The organism is Acinetobacter lwoffii, from assembly GCF_019048525.1.
Lineage (GTDB): Bacteria > Pseudomonadota > Gammaproteobacteria > Pseudomonadales > Moraxellaceae > Acinetobacter > Acinetobacter lwoffii_K.
On record NZ_CP077369.1, the window covers coordinates 1,462,425 to 1,484,868 of the forward strand.

The following is a 22,444-nucleotide window of genomic DNA, read 5'->3' on the forward strand; positions in this document are numbered from 1 at the left end:
CAGTTGTGCTGGCGACCATAGCAAGAGTGAACCACCTGATCCCTTCCCGAACTCAGAAGTGAAACCTCTTAGCGCTGATGGTAGTGTGGGGTTACCCATGTGAGAGTAAGTCATCGCCAGCTCATTATTCCAAAATCCCCCTCCGCATTAGCAGAGGGGGATTTTTTTATGCGAAAATTTAAGTATTTAAACAATTATTAGTCGCGAAAGACTAGAAATTTAAAATCCAATTTGTATGTTTTTTAGTAAATCTGTGTTATAAAAAATAAAACGGCATAAAAATTGCTTATAAAACGGGATTTTCTATTAAGGGGGTAACAATGAGATTATCAGTGGGCATAAAAATTGCGAACTCGCTGTCATTAACTCCACAATTACAGCAAGCAATTCGGCTATTACAACTTTCAAGTCTGGAATTGGAGCAAGAAGTTCAATTGCAACTTGATAGTAATCCTCTATTAGAAAAAGTTGAAGAGCAAATTACCCTTGAAAGCTTATCTACAATTGAATCAAATAATGAAAATCACGATCTAACCAATGAACTTAATGCCGATCATCTGCCTGATGACTTACCTGTAGATACCGATTGGGATGATGTCTATACCCATCAACCTACAAGTCTGGGGGCAGCCGAGTTCGAAGAGCGTGAAGATAATCGTCAAGGGCATCAGAGCCTGCAAGAATATATGCTAGAACAAATTAATCTGCTGAATTTTTCACAGGTTGATAAATTAATCGCTTATTGCATAGTCGATTCTTTGGACGACAAAGGTTTTTTAGATGCTGAGTTGAGTGAAATTACTGCATCAGTACAACATTTACTCTCTTCTATGGGGTCTGAAGAAGAAATTGAAGATGATGAGGTTGCCGTTGTATTAAAGCATATCCAGCGTTTGGATCCGGTAGGGGTAGGTTCTAGAAGCTTGGCAGAATGCCTATTAGTTCAACTTGATAATTTACCTGCGTCAACCCCTTGCCGAAATGATGCGATCAAACTTCTGCAACATTATGAATTGTTGATTACCAATGAGCTTCCTAAGCTGATCAAACAGACTGGCTTAAATCCAGAACAGTTGCGCTGTGCCGTAGATTTGCTAAAAACATTAAAACCGCATCCTGGTCTGGAATTTGAAAACAAGGAATCGGATTATCAGGTGCCAGATGTCGTGGTGATGAAAAAGAATAACTGCTGGCAAGTCAATTTAAACTCGGATGTGCTGCCAAAGTTACGCGTCAATTCTTTTTATGCCAAAATGATTCGTCGTGCAGATCAAAGCGATGATAATCAGTACCTGCGTAATCAGATGCTGGAAGCGAAGAACTTCATTAAAAGTATCGATGAGCGACATAAAACCTTATTGAAAGTCGCGACCTGTATAGTGGAACATCAGAAAATGTTTCTGGAAATTGGTGCGGAAGGCATGAAACCTCTTGTTTTAAGAGATATTGCTGAAGAAGTCGAATTGCACGAGTCGACAGTTTCGCGTGTCACCACCAATAAATATATGCTGACCCCGCGTGGTCTATTTGAACTGAAATATTTCTTCTCGAGCCATGTTGGTACAACTTCTGGAGGAGAAGCATCCTCTACCGCCATTCGTGCCAAAATCAAGAAACTGATTGCTGAGGAAAATGCCCGTAAACCTTTATCTGACAATACTATTGCCAATATGTTGAAAGAAGAAGGGATTGATGTGGCACGACGTACGGTGGCGAAATATCGTGAATCGTTACATATTCCTTCATCTTCTGAACGAAAAGTCTTGATCTGAAATTTAAAATCTGGCTATTCTAAAGATTCATTATGACAGCATAATGAATCTTTTTTCTTTTGAGGAACAGTGAAATGGTTTAATCCAGTACTTCAAATACGAATTTTTTATTTATAAGTTACTGTATTTAAATTATTTTATATTGTGACTCTTCTAATCCTAACGAAGGTGAGGGATAGAACTATGCAAATAACAATTCGTGGACATCATTTATCTATTACGCCAGCAATTGAAGAACGTATAAAAACCAAGTTTTCACAAATGACTAAACACCTGGATCAGGTAAATAGTATGCAAGTGAAACTCTCTAAAGATCATCAAATTGATAAACGCTCTCGGAAGGGCAGCAGTAATCATATCGCAGAGGCGATTATCAGATTACCGGGAATCGAGTTTTTTGCCCACGCCACTGCTGATGATATGTATACCTCAATTAAAATTTTGACGGAAAAATTAAAACGACAGATTGACCGCTATCGGGAAATGCATTTACAGCAGCATGCTTTGGCCTTATAAAGGACAAATGATAAAAAAGAGGTTTTAAAAGCCTCTTTTTTTTATATATATAATGTATGGATCCATGAATTATTTTTGCTATTTATAGTAAAATGGCTCGTTTTACACCCTTAGTCCTATAAGAGGTCTTGTGATGAATAATGAACAGCTCACTGAAATTTTAAAAGCCGCTTTTCCCGAGGCGGATGTTGCTGTGAGTGGTCAGGGCGGAAAATTCGATCTCCGTATCGTGGATGATCAATTTGAAGGTAAGCGTCCAGTTGCACGGCAACAAGCTGTTTATGCTCCTCTCAATGCCCATATTGCCAGTGGTGCAGTTCACGCAGTGACAATTCGAGCAATGACAAAAGAAGAATGGCGCAAAGCAAGCTTATTTGGAGCTTAATAAATTAATGGATAAATTTTTAATTCAGGGCGGTATCAAGCTCGAAGGTGAAGTGCGTATTTCCGGTGCGAAAAATGCAGCTCTGCCCTTATTAGCAGCAATGATTCTTGCTGAAACACCAACTACGCTCAAAAATGTTCCCAATTTGAAAGATGTGAACACATTGGTGAAGCTGATTGCCGGTCTCGGGATCACCATGAGCTATGAAGGTGATACTGTTATTGCGGATACCTCGACATTAGATAACCAGTTCGCACCGTATGAGCTCGTAAAAACTATGCGTGCTTCTATTTTGGTGCTTGGTCCATTATTGGCGCGTTATGGTAGTGCAAAAGTGTCTTTGCCAGGCGGTTGTGCGATTGGCTCCCGTCCTGTCGATCAGCATTTGAAAGCTTTAGAAGCTTTAGGTGCCGAGATTGAAGTGGAAGCTGGTTATGTACATGCCAAAGTCGATGGTCGCCTGAAAGGTGGCGAAGTCGTTTTTGATATGGTGACTGTAGGTGGAACAGAAAATATTCTGATGGCTGCCGTGTTGGCCGATGGTGTGACCACGATTCGCAATGCAGCACGTGAACCTGAGATCACTGATCTTGCGCAAATGCTGATCAAGATGGGTGCCAAGATTGAAGGTCTAGATACCGATACTTTAATTGTGACCGGTGTCGAACGTCTGCATGGCTGTGAATATGCTGTTGTTGCTGACCGGATTGAAACCGGTTCATATCTGGCAGCAGCAGCGATCACTGGCGGTCGTATCAAAACCACGCATACTGATCCGTCCCTGATGGAAGCGGTGCTGGACAAGTTTGAAGAAATGGGCGCAGAAGTGACCCGTGGTGACGACTGGATTGAACTGGATATGCTGGGTAAACGTCCGAAAGCTGTCAGCTTCCAAACCTTACCACATCCAGAATTTCCAACCGATATGCAAGCCCAGATTATGGCTGTGAATGCCATTGCTCAAGGCTTTGCGACAATTTCTGAAACGATTTTTGAAAACCGTTTCATGCATGTTCCTGAATTGGCACGTATGGGTGCCAATATTCAGGTAGAAGGTAATGATGCTGTGGTAACGGGTGTAGAAAAACTTTCTGCCGCACCCGTAATGGCAACAGATTTACGTGCTTCGTTCTCTTTGGTGCTGGCAGCACTTGCCGCTGAAGGTGAAACGCTGATTGACCGCATTTATCATATTGACCGCGGTTATGAAGATGTAGAAGCAAAGTTACAAAGTTTAGGTGCCCAAATTAAGCGAGTAAATTAATGAGCGATATGAGAAACGATGATCCAAACTTTGACGTAATGGGCAATTTTGATCATGGTTTAACTTTGGCATTAAGTAAGGGGCGTATCTTAAAAGAGACTTTACCTTTGCTAGAAACAGCAGGGATTAATCTTTTAGAAGATCCTGATAAATCTCGTAAATTGATTTTCCCGACCACGCATAAACAGGTTCGTATCTTAATTTTACGTGCTTCAGATGTACCGACTTATGTTGAAAATGGTGCAGCCGATATTGGTGTGGCCGGTAAAGATGTATTGATGGAACATGGCGCGCAAAACGTCTATGAACCATTGGATCTGAAAATTGCGGTATGTAAATTGATGACCGCCGGGAAGGTGGGGATGCAACGTCCTAAAGGTCGCTTAAAAATTGCGACCAAGTACGTGAATTTGACCCGTCAATACTATGCCAGCCTTGGCGAGCAAGTGGATGTGATCAAGCTGTATGGCTCCATGGAACTTGCACCACTGGTCGGTCTGGGTGATTACATTGTTGATGTGGTTGATACCGGTAACACCTTACGCGCCAATGGTTTAGAGCCACTTGAAGAAATTTGCAAAGTGTCTTCACGTTTAATCGTAAACAAAGCCAGCTTCAAGCGTAAGCAAGCGTTGTTAAATCCGATTCTGGCACAGCTTGAAAAAGCCGTGGAAGAACGTGAAAAGGCCAAACAGGCCTAAATTTGTTGCATAAAAAAACCGTCCTCTTAGGGCGGTTTTTTTATTCGATTGAACATAAATATGATGTGAATTCTTTCATCAATTTTACCAAAAGTTATTTCCAATAAAACTCATAGGGCTAGAGCACTATAGCTGCCGACAAAAGTCTGGAAAACAGGTAAACTAAAGCCTTCGAATTCAAACCTGATGGGTAAATTGATGCGACGTTTATCGACCCAAGATCAAAACTTCAAGCAAGCTTTTGCTGACTTGTTGGCTTTTGAAACTGTTAATGATCCTGAACTTTTAAAAACTGTAGATCAAATTATTGCTGATGTTCGTCAGCATGGTGATGCTCATGTTCTTAAACTCACTCAACAGTTCGATCGACATCCAGCGCATCAATTTTCAGATCTAGAGTTAAGCCAAGAGCAACTAAAAGCTGCCTTCGAGGGTCTAACAACTGAAGTACGCGAAGCCTTAGAACTTGCTGCATCACGCGTGCGTGAATTTCACCAGGCACAAAAACAGGACGGCTGGACCTATGTCGATGCTTTGGGGAATACGCTCGGTCAGAAAGTGACCCCATTGGATCGTGTTGGGATTTATGTACCGGGTGGTCTGGCGTCTTATCCATCTTCTGTGTTGATGAATGCGGTGCCTGCACATGTCGCAGGAGTGCCGGAAATTATTATGGTAGTGCCTGCGCCGAATGGTGATTTAAATCCATTGGTATTGGCGGCTGCATATCTGGCAGGTGTAACGCGTGTCTTTACGATTGGTGGCGCGCAAGCAGTTGCGGCATTGGCTTATGGTACCGAAACTGTCCCACCGGTTGATAAAATCACAGGTCCGGGGAACCGTTTTGTGGCGGCTGCGAAGCGAGCAGTATTTGGTCAAGTCGGGATTGATATGATTGCAGGGCCTTCTGAAATTCTGGTATATGCCGAAGGCCAAAATAATGCTGAATGGCTGGCGATGGATTTACTTTCGCAAGCTGAGCATGACACTGTGGCACAAGCCATTTTCATCACACCAGATGAACAGTTGCTAAATGCCGTTGAGCAGGCGATTGAAATGCACTTGGCAACATTACCGAAGGCGGAAATTGCCCGTACTTCGATTGCCAATCGTGGTGCTTTAGTCTTGGTAAAAGACCGTCAAGAAGCGTCAGATTTGATTAATCAGGTAGCGCCTGAGCATTTGATGTTATGTTTAGATGATGCAGAAGCAATGTCTGACAGCATTCGTCATGCAGGTGCGATCTTTATGGGGCGTTATACGCCTGAAGCCATTGGTGATTACTGTGCCGGGCCAAACCATGTCTTGCCAACTTCAGGTACTGCGCGTTTTTCATCGCCACTTGGTGTCTATGATTTCCAGAAGCGTTCAAGTCTGATTATGTGCTCACAAGAAGGTGTAAAAACTTTAGCAAAAACTGCGGATATCTTGGCGCAACAGGAAAACCTAGATGCACATGCACGTTCTGCACGTTATCGTTATCAACCATAAATAGCATTACTACCTCTCCCTGACCCTCTCCTAAAAGGAGAGGAGAATTTAAACCACAAAAATCTTGTGTCTTTATTAATGAAAATTCCTCTATTGCGCCATATATGGCTCAGGGAGAGGTTAGGAGAGGGTTTAAAGAGAATACAAAATGAATATCACAACAGAACAAATGCGTTTTTGGAGTCCTGAAGTACGTGAATTAGAACCGTATACCCCAGGCGAGCAACCAAAAATCCAGAATATTTTAAAACTTAATACCAATGAAAATCCGTATCCGCCATCGCCTAAAGTCGTTGCGGCAGTACAACAGGTATTGGCAAATTCAGCGGATGTTTTGCGTTTGTATCCAGACCCTGATGCATCAGAGTTGAAACAGGCGATCGCTAAACAACAAAATGTACCTGTAGACACTGTCTTTGTCGGCAATGGCTCAGATGAGGTTTTGGCACATATCTTTAAAGCATTTTTTGTTCAAGAACGGCCTGTACTTTATCCAGATATTACCTATAGTTTCTATCCGGTTTATAGTCAGTTTTTCGGCGTCAAAACCAAAATCTTGCCACTGAATGATGACTTTGAAATTGTTGTAAATGACTATAAACAAGCTAATGGTGGCATTATTATCACTAACCCTAATGCACCGACTAGTATTGATCTAGGCTTGGTAGTCATTGAGGAAATTCTGCAAGCCAATCCGGATTCAGTGGTGGTGATTGATGAAGCCTATGTGGATTTTGGTGCCGAATCAGCAGTCAAGCTGGTTGAAAAATATGAAAATTTAGTCGTATGTCAAACCACTTCGAAGTCACGTTCTCTTGCAGGGTTACGTGTTGGTTTCGCGATTGCCCAGCCACATTTGATTGCAGCACTTGAAGCAGTCAAAAATAGCTTTAACTCCTATCCGATGGACCGTTTTGCGATTGCTGCAGCGGTCGCTTCATTTGAAGATCAAGCCTACTTTGAAGCACAAAATGCAAAAGTGATTAAGAGTCGTGAAAAGTTGGTGTCCCAATTAAATGAGCTTGGTTTTAAAGTTTTACCATCGAGTGCCAACTTTATTTTTGCCTCATTGCCATCTAAGGATGCGGGCGAACTTGCAAGTGAGTTGCGTGAACGTGGCATTATCGTGCGTTATTTTAACAAGCCACGTATTAACCAGTTCTTAAGAATTACCATTGGTACAGATGAGCAAAATCAGCGTTTAGTCGATACGCTAAAAAATGAGATTTTGGTGTGATTAAAATCCCTCCTAGCTTCTCTTTGAAAAGGGAGGAGTTCCCTCTTTGAGTAAAGGAAGGTTAGGGTGGATTTGTAGAAAAAAGCGAATCAAATGATTCGCTTTTTTATTTATTCAGGCTGATACCAGGTATTTAACAGATCCAGCATCGCTGAAACTTTATCAAAACATTCCTGATATTCCGCATTACAATCCGAAGAAATGGTAATGCCACCACCGGCCCATAAAGAAACATCTTCTTGATATTTCTGAATAGAACGAATCAGAATGTTCCAGGAACCGGTACCATCAAAATTAAAATAACCCATTGAACCGCAATAAGCACCACGTGCTGCACCTTCCAATTCAGCAATAATCTGCATGGCCCGGATTTTAGGTGCGCCCGTAATTGAGCCACCTGGTAGGGCTGACATTAATACCTCGAAAGGATTCACACCTGCTTTTAAAGTCGCTTCTACTTCGCTCACCATATGATGTACTTGATTAAAACTTTCGATATTAAATAATTTGGGTGTTTTAACCGAACCTGTTTCCGCATACACACTTAAATCATTACGTAATAAATCCACAATCATGACATTTTCTGCTTGATCTTTTTCCGATGCTTTTAAGGTTTGTTTAGATTGTTCATCCAGCACTGGATCTGTATAGCGTGGCATGGTGCCTTTAATTGGTTTGGTGATAATTTTCCGATTTTTTTCGAAGTCAATAAATAACTCGGGTGAGCAGCTGAGTAATTCAAAATCACCAATACGCAGATAACCCGCATAGGGCGCTTCGGTTAATGTCCAGAATGCTTGGGCAGTCGCTAAAAGGGAGCCTTGGGCTCGACCTTTAAATTCTTGGGTCAGATTAATCTGATAGCAGTCACCTGCAACAATATAGTCCTGAATTTTCTGAAAAGCCTGAGTGTAGACAGATTTAGTCCAGCGTGAGCTACAAGGATTTTTTAAGTGAAATGTCGGTTGAATTTTATCTTGGTTAAGTAAGTTCTGAATATGATTGAAAATCTGTTCTGCCTGTGGATCATCACTATAGAACATCCAGCCATCAGGGGTTGGTTTAATGTAGGAAGAAAATTGACCAATAAATAAACCAGGTTGAGGACGATCTGGATAATGAATATATTGTTGAGCCGCATAATCATAGCTGATAAAACCAACATAACCTCCATGAAATCCATTCTTTTGAGGATTTTTTAATGCATCAATCACTAAATTAAATTCAGATGGGCTGGGTTGATATTGTTCAATCCCTGTTCTTTTAAAAGACTGAATTTGTGATGTCTGCGCAACAAAATATTCTTGAGCGCAGCAGGCAATAAAAGGCTGACCATTATTATTTAAATACACCAGATGATCTAATGTCTTCAATGCGGATAATAGATCTGTAACCAGACGTGATTCAAACTTTAAGGGACGATGATAGAGAGTTTCGGTCATTCAGTTATAGAGAGTTCAATATGACTCACTATTTTATATCAAGAAGTCAGGAAAATATTTTTAAATCATGAAATACCGTTTATCGGTAAGCGACAGATTGCGACCAACAACAGTTGATCAAAAACTGACTCGACGCTAATTTAAGTGGGCTAGCAAATTACTCAAGGAAAGATGCTTAAGCTGTCAGAAAATAAAAAATACAGCCTAAACACTGAGTAATTCACAACCAAAAAAAATAGTACTCTTGGGAGAGTAAACAATGAAAAAATTTACAAAATTAGTTTTAGCGACTTCAGTTGCATTTAGTGCCAATGCGATGGCGATGCAAGCAATGGATGATGCATCTCTAAGCGAAACAACAGGTCAAGACGGTTTGACAATTGGTATCGGCATCTCGAAAATTGCTATTGAAAAATTATTTATCCATGATAATGACGGTTTGAAAGATGGTTATAATTTAGTTAATCCAACTACTGGGGCCTCAACTCCTCAAACTGCAGCCGCAGGTTCGATCGTGATTCGTGGTACTAGTGATACGGCTATTACAGATGCTGATCGTGTAAATCCTACGACTACGGCACACCATGGTGTATTAATCGGTGCCAATTATGACGATAATAATGCCTATTTACTTGCATCCCGTAACCTTGCTGACTTGGTGATCGACTCTGATGCAGGTAACGGTAATCCTTTCATTAATGTTGCTGCACAAGTATCGGGCCTTGATATTAAAATTGGCCGAATTGGTGTAACTGCCTCTGGTGCAGCTGATCCAGATTCGATTCGTCGAGGTGGTGCCGGTGTTGTAAATGACATCATTAGTGGTTTAGAAGTTAAAACTGGTGTGATAAATGCCAATATTCAACTGGGTGCTGCTCCACAAGGTGCAATGATCAAGATGAATACTGTAATGGTAGGTGGTTTAGAAATTAACAACCTGGGTATTTTAGATAATTCAACAAAAAATCAACCTGTTGGTCTTTCGGGTTCTAGCCCTGTGATTACACGTGAAGCCGGTGAAATCTTTATTGAAAGTATTAAAATTGCAGATGCGGAATCTAAAGATTTAACTATTAACCAAAATATTTCAGTATTTAATGATGGTTATGTAGGTACTTCTACGGATGTGACAAAAGCAGCGCATGTTCGTATTGTAAGTAATGATACTGGGGCGAAAGACCAATACATTAAAGGTATTCATTTAGGTAACCGTAGTGCAGCTTCATCTATCGGTGACATGGAAGTACAGGGGTTACAAACCTTCTACTCTAGAACTCCTGGTAGTTATACAAAAGGTGCAATTATTACTATTTCAGGTCACTAGGGTGTGTTGACACTTTTAGCTTAAAAAAATAGCGAAGTAGTAAAATCAAATCACCAAACCCAATTTTACTATTCGCTATGCCTCGTACCATGCTGACAGATCAACACTGGCAAAAGTTGAAAGTTATTCTGCGTAATTTATCCATTCACCACAACTCAAATTTACGCAATTTTATTGAAGCTATTCTCTATAGAATTAGAACAGGCTGTCCGTGGCGAGATATTCCTTCTTGTTTTGGTCATTCCAACTCTATTTTCAAACGTTTTAATCATTGGTCAAGCAGCGGTAAGTTACTTAGATTATTCAAATTACTAGCCTCATGCCCCGATATGGAGTGGATTTTTATTGATGGCTCTCATGTACGTGCTCATCAACATTCTGCCGGCATAGCGAATCAATCTATTTCTAAAAGTGTAGGAGGAAACTCCTCAAAAATACATTTGATTGTTGATGCACATGGCAATCCTATTGATTTCATGATTACCGATGGAACCACACATGATGTTAAAGTTGCGCCTGATTTAATATCAACATTAGATTTAAAAGAGACAAAAGTGGTATGCGCAGATAAAGGCTATGATTCAGAACCACTGCGTGAACAGATCAGGAAAACAGGGACTAAAGCGAATATACCAAAGAAAACGAATAGCCAATCGAACAATGATCATATGGACTGGTATTTATATAAAATCAGGCATTTAGTTGAAAATATGTTTTGTAGATTAAAGCAATTTAGAGGAATAGCTACTCGATATGACAAGCTCAAAAGAAATTATCAAAGTTCTGTTGCCTTAGCCTGTATATTTTTATGGCTACCTTTATAGGGTTAATTATGAACAGTAAGTGTCAACAGACCCTAATCTTTATTTTAAAAAAAGCGCGTGTTTACACGCGCTTTTTTATGACTATATCACTTATCTAAAAAATAAAAAAAATACTGTATTTTTTTGAAAAAGCAGGTATCTTTCTAGTTACAGGGAAGTAGAGTGAATGCTCTATAAAAAGAAAAATAGGCACATTATGCCCATTATAAGAAAAGTTAATAATTATGTTAGAGATCGCGTTGGGCTCGGCATTGATGTATTACGCTGCCAAAGAAGCTCTGGATATCAAAAAACAGCCGAATGGTGCTGTTCACTATACTGAAGTTCTTGATTCAAGAAATGATTCTTTTGTGCGTATGCACCGTGAAGCTGTAGAAGTCAAACCTGCACTTCTGGATCAGTTTCAGGGCATTGTACGTCAGGCTTATGATTATAGTTGTGGTTCAGCAGCACTTACGACCCTCCTCAATGGTTATGTCGGTACGCAGCTGGATGAGCAGCAAGTCATGAGCGGGCTGATGAAATTCGGTGAAACGGATAAAATTGTTGAACGCCGTAGTTTTTCTCTGCTTGATATGAAGCGCTTTGTTTCAGCCTTAGGGTTGGAAAGTGGAGGCTATCGAGGAGAGTTCAAAGATTTAGTCAATCAAGATCAGCCTGCCATTGTTCCGATTTCTTATGCGGGATTTAAGCATTTTGTAGTTTATAAAGGTTATAAAAATGGCCGGGTTTATGTTGCAGATCCGGCACTTGGTAATATCAGTTTTGAGGAACGGCGTTTTCAGGATATTTGGGAAAATAACACTTTGTTCCTGATTAATGTACCTGAACAATATCGCAAAAATTTTCTAGCATTAAAAGAATCGGATATGCGCCATGTAGAAGATGCTACGATCAATCGCTATGCCTTGGTTGACATGCAGTATCCACAATTTTATATGGACAAAATTGCTGATAAAGCTTCTACGATCCGTATGGACCGTAATCGTAATACAGAGTCAGAACAATTTGGGGAATATCAACATAACTTCCTGAGACTGTATTACAAGAATAAATAAAACGAAAAACAGTAATAAAAATTAAAATGGTGAAATGGATATGAACAGTAAATGGATGAACAAGACGTTCTTGGCACTGAGCATTCAAATGGTAATGGGCGTTGCATTTGCTGCAGAAGAACCAGCACTAGGTGAATACGAAACAGTTGATGAAGAAGTTGTTGTTGAAACTGCTGCATCTGTACCGGCTCAAACCGGGCAGGTCGAAACGCAGACTGCAGAAGAATCGGAACTAGGTGGATATGAAGCAGTTGAAGAGGCTGCCGTGGAAACAGCAGCACCTGTAGAGACTCAGGCTGGCCAGGTAGTAGATGCATCTCAAGCTTTACAGCAACAAGAAGGAGATGCTACTCAGGCAGCTAACCTGGAAGAAGTATTTACGTCAAATGAACGCCAATACTCTCTGATAAAACAAGGTGAAATTTCATCATATTACGATATTGATTATACCTATTATCGAGACACTCAACTCGATATTGAAATGGCTCAGGGCCAATTGTATCAACTACGTGTTCAAGAAAATGCAACACATAGTATGACTAATACTTTTACTTTCCAATATGGTGTGAAAGATAACCTGACCTTGACTGCATCTCTACCTTTAGTGGCCAAAACTGACTTGTTAAAAGATACGTCTACTGCAGGTTTGGGCGATATTAGTTTGGGCGCTCGCTGGGAACCCTTTCCACTAAAAGCGGGTCGTCTGCCTCTGATTTTATTTGCAAATTTGTCGACCAAAACGGGTGACAGTCCTTATGAAATTAATGCTGCGACAGATCTGGCAGCAGGAAAGGGCTATTACTCTGCTGGAGTAGGTGCTAGTACGCGTAAATACATTGACCCAGTCGTATTGTTTGCATCAGTTTCTGCGAACTATGGTTTTAAAGAATCGGGCCTGAATCAGCGTCGAGGTAGCCGGATTATTGAGGAGTTTGAACCTGGTGTTAGTGGAGGCTTTGCCTTTGGTTTCGCGTATTCATTTAACTATGATGTTTCGATGACCATGTCCTATCAGCAAAGCTTTAATACTGGTGCGGAATTTAACTATAACACGGGTGAAAGTTATTCTGCTGCAGATCAGACCAGTTCTACCTTTGCAATTTCCTTAGGTGTGCGAGTCTCTCCAGAAACCATTGTTAATGGTACCGTTGGCTTAGGGCTGACTGAAGATGCACCGGATGTTTCGTTGGGACTGTCATTCCCACTTGATATTTTAGGTTTTGGTAAAAAAATCAGTTAATAGGGGTGTCGTATGAAAAACATTCGACTTAGCCCGTTATTAACAGGAATTATTCTTGCGGGCTGTTCAAGTTATACCTTTGCACAATTGGGAACCAACCTTTCAGTTGATTTACGTGCACTATCCATGGGGAATGCTGTTACTGCAGATCCTCCAGGGGTCAATGCCATCCACTTTAACCCGGCTGCACTGACTAAAATTGATGGTCTGCAAACCGAACAGCAAATCATCGTGGCTAATTTTGATATCCAGCGTGAGTTTTCAGTACCGGCTGGATATAACGTATTTGGCTATTCTGATGATCCTATTGTCTGTAATGACGGCCCTGAAGTTTCATCTGATTTGTGTACCGATTTTAAAGGGCCGGTCAAAGGTGATGTGGAATATGTCAGCCTTTATGTCCCTTTTCTGAAAAAAATGGTGGATTTAGGGGAAGGCCTTCCTTTGACTGCACCTACGATGGGGATCGCATACAATCCCCCTGGATCGAAAGCTACTTATGCGACTGCTGTTTACGCTCCGCTTATGGCAGGCTTTGGTCATGAAGATGGGAACCCGGCAAACTTTATGGGACAGCAGGTTGCTTTAGAGCGGATTACCTATCTGTCACCATCCATCGGTTATGAGGTCAATGACCAACTGTCGATTGGTGCTTCTATCGGGATGTCTTATCAAGCCATCGGGATGAAAACGGACTTACGTTTCCCGAATGAGTTGATTGGGATGTTGCGTATGATCGACGAAGTCGTGTGTACGCCGTTTAAAGAAAATTCCGACATTATTACAGATATTCTTTTGCTCGGGATCTGTAATGCGGATGAGGGGATGAACCCATTTGGCAAGTTTGGTCAAATGCAACTGGAGCTTGAGCAGAACTTAAGCCCAAGCTATAACCTGGGAATATTGTGGGAACCGCGTGAAGACTTTAGTTTTGGTATGGTGTACCAAAGTGCTGCGAAAATGCGCTTAAAAGGTAAATATCATATTGATAATGCCAAAGCTCCTCAGGAAATGATCAAAGGTTTAATGACCTCACCGACCGGCCAGATTCTGGCTGCAATTCTTGGATTTCCTACTTACATACCATCGAGTGAATCTGGTCTAGTGTCGCAGGATTTTGAATATCCGGCGCATTTTCAGGCAGGTATCAAATATAAAGTGATGCCAGATTTGCAAGTGAATTTTGATATTGGCTGGACAGATTACAAGGTCTGGGACGAATTTAAATTCGAATTTGATCGTACCATTTCAGCCCTAAAAATTGCCAAAATTTTGTCTGCCAATGTTACTGACTCAACCTTGGCTTTACCGATGGGATTTGAATCGCCGTGGAACTTTGGTATCGGGATGGAGTATTCCGCTACAGATCGTTTGAAGCTTCGGGCAGGTTATGAGCCACGGACCAGTGCTATTCCGAAAAATAAGCGTAATACCATGGTACCGATCAATGGTGCGCAGTTATTTGGTTTAGGTGTAGGTTACCGATTTGATGCAGATACTGATCTGGATCTATCAATTGGTTTCTTGCGCAGCAAAGATCAGATTCCAGCAAATACCAGTAGTTTAGCCAACCAGACAGGGGTAAATAACCTGTTATTAAACCCATATGCAGGTTTAAACGTAAAAACAGATACCAAAATTACCATTTTAGGTTTGAATTATCGCACTCGTTGGTGATGGAAAAATGATCAAGACAGGGAACGTTGGATTGACAGCGGTACTGGCATTAAGTCTGGTATCCGTGTCTTTTTATACAAGCGCTAAAGAATTTATTACGATTATTGGTCCGGATGGACGACCATTAGTCGTACCCCGTAATAATGCAGAGAAAAAAACTGAGGACAAATCTCGATTGTCGAAAACAGCAGGAATTGCAGCAGTTCATTCCACACCTGTAAAGCAAGACATAGAAAAAGTGCCAGTCGTAGAAAATAAACAAGTTAAACTTAAGCAGGATCATATTATGGTTGTACAACCAGTACAACCAGTACAACCAGTACAACCAGTACAACCAGTACAACTGCATACTGCGCAAGAAAAGATTCAGTCTAAACCACAATTAAAATCTGGATCTAAAGCTCCTCAAATTTCTGATGCTGGAACTGAATCTTCTGTTGCTAACATACACAAACCGGGATTTAGCCGGGTTGAAGGTATTGAATATGTGGATAGTGAGTATCTGGAAAATAAAGAATTTAATTTGGAAGGTAAAAAACGTTTCTATAGCATGCCCGAAGGAGTAGTAGATAAAAATATCGGAACTACTCGGATCCAGACAATTGAACGTGAAAAAGGGGTGGGACAATCTGTATTAAAATCCTTGTTTCAAACGCCAGAAGTAGATTCCGGTCCTGTAGTACTGGCTCAAAGTTATTATCGTATTTCACAGCCGGAGACCATCGAGAGCTTGGGCGAGCAGTGTTTTAATGATAAGAAAATTAAAAAAGCGAAAGAAATCAGCCTTAAAAAAGCAGTTAACCTCTGGCCACGTGCGCCTCTTAAAGCAGACGAATTTGATTTTGAAGTGGTAAAGCTTCAATCCGATATCCAGAATATTCAGATTAACTCTTATGCCTCTAGCCAGAAAAATCCAACGTATTATTGGCCTTTTGTTGTATTTTTAGACAGTCGTGGCTGTGTGCTTGAAGGGGCGGGTGGTTTTAAAAATCAGGAAGGACAGGCGAATATTATTCAACATGAGCGTATCGAAGGGATTCTCCAGATTCCTGCTCAAAGTGAATATATATTATTGACGCCTTTGGCCTCAGCAATAGATGTTGAAGACAAGATGCTGATAAATCATGGACAACTAAAATTAGTCGCCATTCGATAAGGACTATTCGAGTACAAAAAGATGAAAAATAAAATATTATTTCCATTTGCTTTAACCACACTTTTAACGGCACTGAGTGGGTGTGGTGGGGAAAGTGCCAATGTCATTCCAGAAAAAAATGATGAAGCCACGACCAATGGTACTTGTACCCCAGGTACAACTAACTGTGTGGAATGGGGGCTGGAATATCCGCTCGATGGTTTGAACTTTAACTGTAGTAGCGATACAGAAAATACCTTTATTACGTTATTTGATAGTAAAAACGGGGTTGCTTCTGGAACCTGTCAAAAGACAGATAATATTGAGTTTTATATTCAAAGTTTTGCTTCGCGCAAGATTAATTTAGGTCAAATTAAACTCAGCGATTATGCTAGTTTTAGTGCCCAGACCCAGCTGCCGCGTTTAAGTGTCATCGATATTGCAACTGGGATTACTCGACGTCCGGTAGCTGATTTGGTGCCTAATGATCCTACCGTTCAGGTGGCCATGCGTCTGGTTAAAATTCTGCAAGCTTTGGCGCTAGAAGAAGGGCGTATTATTAATCCATCTGATGTACAACCTTTGTATATTACTGAAGAGATGCGTAAAGACCTGGCGAAAACCAGTGAGAATATCAATTTGATGGATGCCGATTTGGCGACCAAAATTAAAGATTTTGTTGATATCAGCACAATTTCGGAGGAGGTGGCTTTTGCCACCGTTAAAAAACTGGTGACGATTGCTAACGCAGCCGTGTATCAGCCAGAATTTTCATTATTCTCAACTTCAGGCGTAATTGGTAGTAACCTGACGGGTTCAGATGGACTGGTGGGCTGTAATCAAAGCCCTTGTGATATTAAGAATAAGAATACTAAATATTTATTTGGCCATTTTATGCTGATTACCGATCGCCAGGGCTATACCTTTGGCAGCGGCTTACAATGGCGTGATAATGAGTTAACTCTGGCTAAAGAAAATTTATCTTCCTTAGGGGGGATTAATGCTCAACTCATCCGTAAGGTGAAACCGGTACAAATGACCGCTGATCCGCAAAGTTCATGGATTCATCCAACCAGTAAAACCATTAACACGCCTTACCGCTTGAATATTGCAAATAATGCGACTCCGCTTGAGTTGTATCAAGGCAGATTATTGAATGATTATGTGATCGCCGGTAAAGAAGCTTTCTATAAGATGGTGACTGACAAAAAATCGCTGGATACTTCCGATCAAGCCAACTTGGGGTTGTGGCGTTTGCAGGCCGATGGTGAAAACTATACGGGAAGCGTTGATCTATATAAGATTTTCCCAATTAGTTATCTGGATCGTCAGGTCTTTAAAACAGCGCAGAACGTCGCGGATGGGGAGAAATACATTTTCCCAATGTATGCCAATCTGGAATTTAAATTTACAGATACCACTGTCAGCCCAATTACTTTAGGAATCGTCATTGACAGTAATGGTGATGTACGCACTAATATGCAATCTTCCAGCAATTTAGCAACTGATCCGGTAGCAGGCTGTAAGGGTGATGTATTGGCAGATACGCTCTTAGATCATCAAAGCATACAACAATATCGCCTCGGGACTTTGGGACGTGCATTTGTGGCTGATAAAGCGGTTTCCATGCGCCTGATTTTGGCCAATGAAAAGTTTGGTAATATCAATGGCGCATTGGTAGGGGTAGACTCACGTATCCAGTCTTCACCAGATTCTAGGGATTCGATTGTGATCGGTGGTGCGCTGCTTAATTTGTCTAATGTGTTGGATACTAATGTTGGCCAGAATGGGCGTGTAACTTTCCTGAATTCGGCAGGGGATGGGGTACAATGGGCCAATACCTATGCGAGTTTTCAAAAAGTTTATAATAATAACAATGAGGGTGAAACACTGGCAGATATTAGCCTGGCAAAATTAAACGGTGGTTCAGTTGAGTTTAAGCTCGCGGATTGCTATCAAGTCAAAGCCAAATAATATTCTTTAAAAATAAAAAATCCCATCTTGGTATGGGTTTTTTTTATGGATGTTAAATTTAACCGGTATGGTCTAGACGCGTGCCTAAGGTTTCCAGATGCATTGGAAAAATATTATTTTTACGGTCTTCAAAATAATGTCTGAGAGTATGTTCTACACTCGGGAAGGCAAGTTCGGTCCAGGGAATATCTGCTTCATCAAATAAACGTGTTTCGATGGTCTCTTCACCCGCACCAAATTTTCCATCAATCAGATTGGCTTTAAATAGCACATAAATCTGACCAATACGCGGAATGTTATACATACAGTACAACTGTTCAATATCTACTTCAGCTTCGGCTTCTTCACGGGTTTCCCGTGCAGCCCCTTGCTCCATGGTTTCAAACAGTTCCATATAGCCGGCAGGTAAAGTCCATAAGCCGTAGCGCGGTTCAATGGCACGACGGCAGAGCAGTACTTTGTTTTCGAATAAGACTAAAGCGCCACAAATCACTTTCGGATTAATGTAATGAATAGAGCCGCATGAATCACATACGCTGCGAATTTGCTGATCGCCCAAAGGAATTTTAGCAGTGGTTTTATGTCCACAATTCACACAGAAGTTCATATTCATCATCAATGATAAAAGTAAGCTCAGGATAACTGAAAAAGCAAAATTTGGCATCATTTCTCTCCCGCCCCGACTAAAATCAGCTATGATGAAATTATGATCATCGTCAGGGCTGAGAGAATGGATGCATGTGAATTGACACAAAGGTTGCAGCAACGCTTACGTTTTTCCAAGCGTATCCGATCTGCGCATGCTGCCGTGTTGATTGCAATTACAGATGAAGCTGACCCGAAAGTATTGCTGACGCGCCGTTCAGCTTATTTGAATAATCATGCCGGAGAAGTCTCATTTCCGGGTGGCAAGCGCGATCCGCAAGATACCAGTAATATTGTGGTGGCTTTAAGAGAAGCCTATGAGGAAACGGCTCTCAATCCTTTTGATGTACATTTAATGGGTGATTTACCCATGCAAAAAGCCCGCAATGGCATGCTGGTCAAACCGATTGTGGGACTGATTCCTCCGCAAGTGAAGCTGATTCCACAACCGACGGAAATTGACCGGATTTTCTTTGCTTCATTGCAGCATTTGCTTGAAGTGACACCTACGCCTTATGAAGTTCGCTTTGCCCAGCAATCTTTATATTTTCCGAGTATGCGGGTAGAAAATGAAGTGGTTTGGGGCTTGACTGCACGTATGCTGATTTCTTTATTTCAATATGGGCTGGATTATAAAAAAGACTGGCCATTCTTGCTTAATTCTCCAACGTTTAAACGCTCCAATTTTTTTTAACCATTGAACAGGATTTTATCAATGTTGTACAAATTTCAGGGATATATACCTACCGCTACACATCAGCCATGGGATGGCTGGGTGGCACCAACCGCAACGGTGATTGGACAAGTTGAACTTGGACGACAAGTCAGTGTCTGGTTTGGGGCTGTAGTACGTGCAGATAACAGTAAAATTAAATTGGGTGACTTTAGTAATGTGCAGGAAAATGCAGTGTTGCATACGGATGCAGGCATTGAGATGCACATTGGTGATTATGTGACAATCGGCCATCAGGCCATGCTGCATGGTTGTACCATTGGCGATAACAGCCTGATCGGGATTCAAGCAGTCATTCTAAACAATGCCGTGATTGGGAAGAATTGTATTATTGGTGCCAATGCCTTGATTCCGGAAGGCAAGATCATTCCAGACAATTCCGTGGTGATGGGCTCACCCGGTAAAGTGGTGAAAACGCTGGATGATGACAGTATTCAAAAATTAACAATGAGCGCCATGCATTATGCCGAGCATTTTCAGAAATTTCAGGATTTGGAAGAAGTGCAACTCTAAGGCACTCTTTTAATGAGTGAATCATAAGCCTAGATTTTCTAGGCATTTTTGTATCTGTTTCGGGAAAATCTCGCGTAGCGGATATGAGTGGAGTATCATATCCGCGTTTTTTATATTCTCTGAATTAAGGTTGTGCATGAAAGTGCTGGCATTGGAGACTGCCAATGAGCAGTGTTCCGTTTCTGTAATCGATGATACTCAAGAACTATTTTTTCAGCTTGATGCGCGCGCCAAGGCACAAACGCAAACGATTCTCCCGATGATTGAACAAGGTCTGCAAGATCTTGGGCTGGCCATTGCTGATTTGACCGCGATTGCCTTTAGTCGTGGTCCGGGTTCTTTTAGCGGTGTGCGTATTAATGCTGCCGTGACTCAGGCCTTGGCTTGGTCAAATGATGTGCCGGTAATTCCGGTGTCGACTTTGCAGGCTTTGGCACAAGCAGCCTACCGCTTGCACGGTCTGACTGAAGTGTCTGCGGTATTGGATGCGCGCATGAGCGAAGTCTATATCGCGAGCTATCAAGTGGATGCACAAGGAATTATGCAACCGGTTGATGATGAGCAACTGTTAAGTTATGCAGAAGGCAGCCAAGCTGTACGCTTTACCCCGGTCGGCTCAGGCGCTGAACTGGTACAAAGCGAAACTTCAATTTATAAAGATGTGCATGCGACCGCACAGGATATCGCCAGCATTGCACGTGCAGCGGCACAAGCAGAAAACTGGGTCAGTGCAGAATTGGCATTACCCGTATATTTACGCGATAACGCGTGGAAAAAAATTCCAGAACAAGGCAAAGCATAATTAATTAGGATAAAGCATGGATCTTTTACTGCTACTCAAAGCGGCCATCATGGGTATTATCGAAGGCATTACCGAGTTTTTGCCTATTTCCAGTACCGGTCATTTGATTTTGGCATCAGAATTAATGAATTTCTGGACCAAGGAAAAGAGTGATGTATTTGTCATCGCGATCCAGATGGGGGCAATTGCTGCCGTTATTTATGAATATTGGGCACGTCTTTGGGGTGCAGCGACCGGGATTGTCAGCGGTGAACCGCAAGGTCGCCGTTTAGGCATTGGCCTGATTCTGGCTTCTATTCCGATTATATTGATTGGTCTGACTTTGGGACAAACCGTCAAACAATTACTGTTTAATGATATTGCCATTGCCATTGGTTTGATTGTCGGTGGTTTGATCATTATCTGGATTGAAAAGAATCCACCACAAGTCCGTGTGCATGAAGTTGAAGAACTCAGCATTAGAGATGCGATCTGGATTGGCCTGATTCAGGTTTTATCCTTGATACCGGGAACTTCCCGTTCAGGCGCAACCATTATCGGTGCAATGTTCCTAGGTGTGTCCCGTAAGGCAGCGACTGAATTCTCATTTTTCTTGGGTATTCCGGTCATTATCGGTGCTGGCCTGCTAGACCTTTATCAAAGCTATGATGTCTTAAATACGACTGAAGACTGGACCGTGATCGGGGTTGGGCTTCTGGTTTCCTTTATCTCGGCATTGATATTAATCCGTGCGCTGGTCGCTTACGTGGCCAAACGCGACTTTATGATCTTTGCCTGGTATCGTATTGCTTCGGGTCTGCTGATTTTATTATTTGCCTATACAGGTTGGAAATTATGGTAAGCGCGATTCGCTTATATGCCGAATCTGACGATCAAGAGAAAGCACAGCACTTTGAGGCTGTGCTTTCTTCTCGTGGGGTGCAGGTTGAGATTGAAACTGTTGAAAAACTCAATGCACGTTTTTTCCGTTTAAATCCTGAACTGGCACTCTGTGTCGATGCTGACGGACTCTGGTTATGTGCCAATGGCATGAAGATGCAACCGGACTGGCAAGCGGAAACCGGGCGTTTAAAACGTGCATCTTTAAAGTCAGAAATGATTGCACGCGCCTGTAATTTAAGTGAAAAACCAAGCTTAGTCGATGCGACTGCGGGTCTGGGACATGACAGTCTGTTGATGGCACATTTAGGTGCGCAAGTCACCCTGGTTGAACGGCATCCGATTCTGTTCACCTTGCTTGAAGATAGCCATACACGTGCCCAGTCGGATGCATTCCTGAGTCAGGTCGTGTCGCGGATTAATTTGGTCTTTTCTGATTCAGCCGATTATTTAAAACAGCAGGCCGAGCAGCAGATTGTTGATGTGGTTTATCTTGATCCAATGTTTCCGCAGCGGGATCAAAATCAGCAGGCAGTCAAAAAGCAGGCACAGGTCAAAAAACAGATGCAGCTGTTGCATATGTTATTACCTGAAGATGGTGAAATGGATCTGGGCGATAACCTTTTAGAACTGGCGCAGAAAATTGGCAAACGTGTTGTGGTCAAACGTCCGCGTCTGGCGGTATTTTTAGCCGGAAAAGAGCCAAATCATCAATGGCAAGGCGATGCTTGTCGCTTTGATGCGTATTTTCAGCATGAACTTGTAGCTGAATAGGATAATGGCTTCTTTATTAAGCAAAGATTTGTTATATATTTAAAATTAGCATTGATTA

At 41.6% G+C, this 22,444-nt stretch carries 20 protein-coding genes, 1 rRNA gene and 1 pseudogene; 20 read left to right on the forward strand and 2 right to left on the reverse strand.

Going from position 1 to position 22,444, the window contains the following annotated elements; genetic code table 11:
* Positions 1–7 precede the first annotated feature (7 nt).
* The 8 genes from rrf to hisC all read left to right on the forward strand — a co-directional run bounded on the left by rrf (position 8) and on the right by hisC (position 7,366).
* Positions 8–122 (forward strand): 5S ribosomal RNA (gene rrf, locus I6L24_RS06800).
* Positions 123–320: 198 nt separating this feature from the next.
* The gene (locus I6L24_RS06805) at positions 321–1,772 is read left to right on the forward strand and encodes an RNA polymerase factor sigma-54 (protein WP_004646021.1); all 1,452 of its coding nucleotides are present in this window, start codon (positions 321–323) and stop codon (positions 1,770–1,772) included.
* A 183-nt stretch (positions 1,773–1,955) separates the two neighbouring features.
* Positions 1,956–2,288, forward strand: coding sequence for a ribosome hibernation-promoting factor, HPF/YfiA family (gene hpf / locus I6L24_RS06810; protein WP_004646022.1), 333 nt, complete (start codon positions 1,956–1,958; stop codon positions 2,286–2,288).
* 133 nt (positions 2,289–2,421) lie between these two features.
* On the forward strand, positions 2,422–2,673 hold the full coding sequence (gene ibaG / locus I6L24_RS06815) for a BolA family iron metabolism protein IbaG (protein ID WP_004646023.1): 252 nt from the start codon (positions 2,422–2,424) through the stop codon (positions 2,671–2,673).
* A gap of 7 nt (positions 2,674–2,680) precedes the next feature.
* Complete coding sequence (murA, locus tag I6L24_RS06820; RefSeq protein ID WP_216986563.1) at positions 2,681–3,937, forward strand: UDP-N-acetylglucosamine 1-carboxyvinyltransferase; 1,257 nt, start codon at positions 2,681–2,683, stop codon at positions 3,935–3,937.
* Positions 3,937–4,638, forward strand: a complete 702-nt coding sequence (gene hisG / locus I6L24_RS06825; protein ID WP_004646025.1) for an ATP phosphoribosyltransferase — start codon at positions 3,937–3,939, stop codon at positions 4,636–4,638. Before murA ends, hisG begins: the two co-directional genes overlap by 1 nt.
* Before the next feature lie 186 nt (positions 4,639–4,824).
* A complete protein-coding gene (gene hisD, locus I6L24_RS06830; protein ID WP_216986564.1) occupies positions 4,825–6,129 on the forward strand; it encodes a histidinol dehydrogenase in 1,305 nt (434 codons plus the stop codon).
* 148 nt (positions 6,130–6,277) lie between these two features.
* Complete coding sequence (gene hisC / locus I6L24_RS06835; protein WP_216986565.1) at positions 6,278–7,366, forward strand: histidinol-phosphate transaminase; 1,089 nt, start codon at positions 6,278–6,280, stop codon at positions 7,364–7,366.
* Positions 7,367–7,476: 110 nt separating this feature from the next.
* On the opposite strand, the gene I6L24_RS06840 is transcribed toward hisC, so the two are convergent.
* The gene (locus I6L24_RS06840; protein ID WP_216986566.1) at positions 7,477–8,808 is read right to left on the reverse strand and encodes an anthranilate synthase component I family protein; all 1,332 of its coding nucleotides are present in this window, start codon (positions 8,806–8,808) and stop codon (positions 7,477–7,479) included.
* A 259-nt stretch (positions 8,809–9,067) separates the two neighbouring features.
* Here I6L24_RS06840 and filA point away from each other — a divergent pair, with 259 nt between their 5' ends.
* From filA to filF, 7 genes and pseudogenes are all read left to right on the forward strand, one after another.
* A complete protein-coding gene (filA, locus tag I6L24_RS06845; RefSeq protein ID WP_216986567.1) occupies positions 9,068–10,132 on the forward strand; it encodes a putative pilus system protein FilA in 1,065 nt (354 codons plus the stop codon).
* 77 nt (positions 10,133–10,209) lie between these two features.
* Positions 10,210–10,975, forward strand: a pseudogene (locus I6L24_RS06850) (IS5-like element ISAba31 family transposase).
* Between the two features lie 205 nt (positions 10,976–11,180).
* Entirely contained in the window at positions 11,181–12,014 is an 834-nt protein-coding gene (gene filB, locus I6L24_RS06855; RefSeq protein WP_004730731.1) for a putative pilus system C39 family peptidase FilB, read from the forward strand.
* Positions 12,015–12,048: 34 nt separating this feature from the next.
* Positions 12,049–13,254, forward strand: a complete 1,206-nt coding sequence (filC, locus tag I6L24_RS06860; RefSeq protein ID WP_039901948.1) for a putative pilus system protein FilC — start codon at positions 12,049–12,051, stop codon at positions 13,252–13,254.
* 12 nt (positions 13,255–13,266) lie between these two features.
* Complete coding sequence (gene filD, locus I6L24_RS06865; protein WP_005107779.1) at positions 13,267–14,931, forward strand: putative pilus system OmpP1/FadL family transporter FilD; 1,665 nt, start codon at positions 13,267–13,269, stop codon at positions 14,929–14,931.
* Between the two features lie 7 nt (positions 14,932–14,938).
* On the forward strand, positions 14,939–16,087 hold the full coding sequence (gene filE / locus I6L24_RS06870; protein ID WP_216986569.1) for a putative pilus assembly protein FilE: 1,149 nt from the start codon (positions 14,939–14,941) through the stop codon (positions 16,085–16,087).
* 21 nt (positions 16,088–16,108) lie between these two features.
* Positions 16,109–18,040 (forward strand): putative pilus system protein FilF, encoded by a 1,932-nt coding sequence (gene filF, locus I6L24_RS06875; protein WP_004730724.1) that lies wholly within the window; start codon positions 16,109–16,111, stop codon positions 18,038–18,040.
* A gap of 58 nt (positions 18,041–18,098) precedes the next feature.
* Here filF and I6L24_RS06880 read toward each other — a convergent pair whose 3' ends face one another.
* Positions 18,099–18,647, reverse strand: a complete 549-nt coding sequence (locus tag I6L24_RS06880) for an NUDIX hydrolase (protein ID WP_161785319.1) — start codon at positions 18,645–18,647, stop codon at positions 18,099–18,101.
* A gap of 123 nt (positions 18,648–18,770) precedes the next feature.
* Between I6L24_RS06880 and I6L24_RS06885 the strand changes: the two genes are divergently transcribed.
* From I6L24_RS06885 to I6L24_RS06905, 5 genes are all read left to right on the forward strand, one after another.
* Positions 18,771–19,379, forward strand: a complete 609-nt coding sequence (locus I6L24_RS06885; protein WP_004730721.1) for an NUDIX hydrolase — start codon at positions 18,771–18,773, stop codon at positions 19,377–19,379.
* Between the two features lie 24 nt (positions 19,380–19,403).
* Positions 19,404–19,931 carry a gamma carbonic anhydrase family protein gene (locus I6L24_RS06890; RefSeq protein ID WP_171064261.1) on the forward strand — a complete coding sequence of 176 codons (528 nt, stop codon included), beginning with the start codon at positions 19,404–19,406 and terminating at the stop codon, positions 19,929–19,931.
* Positions 19,932–20,067: 136 nt separating this feature from the next.
* Positions 20,068–20,733, forward strand: a complete 666-nt coding sequence (gene tsaB, locus I6L24_RS06895) for a tRNA (adenosine(37)-N6)-threonylcarbamoyltransferase complex dimerization subunit type 1 TsaB (protein ID WP_004730716.1) — start codon at positions 20,068–20,070, stop codon at positions 20,731–20,733.
* Positions 20,734–20,749: 16 nt separating this feature from the next.
* A complete protein-coding gene (locus I6L24_RS06900) occupies positions 20,750–21,574 on the forward strand; it encodes an undecaprenyl-diphosphate phosphatase (protein WP_004279167.1) in 825 nt (274 codons plus the stop codon).
* Positions 21,568–22,386, forward strand: coding sequence for a class I SAM-dependent methyltransferase (locus tag I6L24_RS06905; RefSeq protein ID WP_004730714.1), 819 nt, complete (start codon positions 21,568–21,570; stop codon positions 22,384–22,386). The genes I6L24_RS06900 and I6L24_RS06905 overlap by 7 nt, the downstream gene beginning before the upstream one ends.
* Positions 22,387–22,444 lie beyond the last annotated feature (58 nt).